Source organism: Oleiphilus sp. HI0043, from assembly GCF_001634935.1.
This window is the reverse complement of record NZ_LWEY01000183.1, coordinates 1-942: the sequence shown is the minus strand read 5'-3', so window position 1 is coordinate 942 and position 942 is coordinate 1. Positions and strand designations below refer to the sequence as shown.

Sequence of the window (942 nt, the reverse complement as noted above, 5' to 3'; positions counted from 1 at the left end):
CTGTAATATTCGCTTTGCCTAGTGCAGCGTCAGCATCTTTACCCGTGATATCTTTGCTGATCAAATCTAGCAGGAACAAGTGATCGTCAGTGCCATTTGATACCACATCAAAGCCACGCTCCTGGAAAACTGCAACCATCGCCTTGGCATTCTCAACAACTTGAGACTGGTAAGACTTGTACTCATCTGACATAGCTTCTTTAAAGCACACCGCTTTAGCAGCTATTACATGCATCAAAGGGCCGCCCTGGCTTTCAGGGAATACAGCAAAGTTTAATTTCTTCTCTAGCGCTTCATTTGCCTTCGCCAGAATGATACCGCCACGGGGACCACCCAAGGTTTTGTGAGTAGTAGACGTTACTACATCAGCGATGCCAACTGGGCTAGGATAAACACCCGCCGCAACCAAACCGGCAATATGCGCCATGTCTACGAATAAGAATGCACCGACTTCATCAGCAATATCACGAAAACGCTGCCAATCAACAATACGAGAGTAGGCAGAAAAACCTGCAACAATCATCTTTGGCTTATGTTCACGAGCAAGCGCTTCAACCTGATCGTAGTCGATTTCACCCGTTTGCTCATTCAAACCGTACTGCACGGCGTTATAGATACGACCGGAAAAGCTTACTGACGCACCATGCGTCAAGTGACCGCCGTGAGCCAAGCTCATTCCCAATACCGTATCGCCGGGAGAGCAAAGCGCCATATAAACAGCAGCATTGGCTTGCGAACCTGAATGAGGTTGAACGTTTGCGTAGTCAGCACCAAACAACTCTTTAGCACGATCAATCGCTAGCTGCTCAACCACGTCAACATGCTCACAACCACCGTAGTAACGCTTACCCGGATAGCCTTCAGCATACTTATTCGTTAATGCAGAACCTTGAGCCTCCATCACTCGAGGGCTGGTGTAGTTTTCTGATGCAATCAGTTCAA

1 protein-coding gene is annotated in these 942 nt (G+C 47.8%); it reads right to left on the bottom strand.

Annotation, left to right across the window (positions count from 1 at the left end):
- A partial coding sequence (gene glyA / locus A3729_RS03200; RefSeq protein WP_068633145.1) for a serine hydroxymethyltransferase occupies positions 1 to 942 on the bottom strand: 942 nt, incomplete at both ends.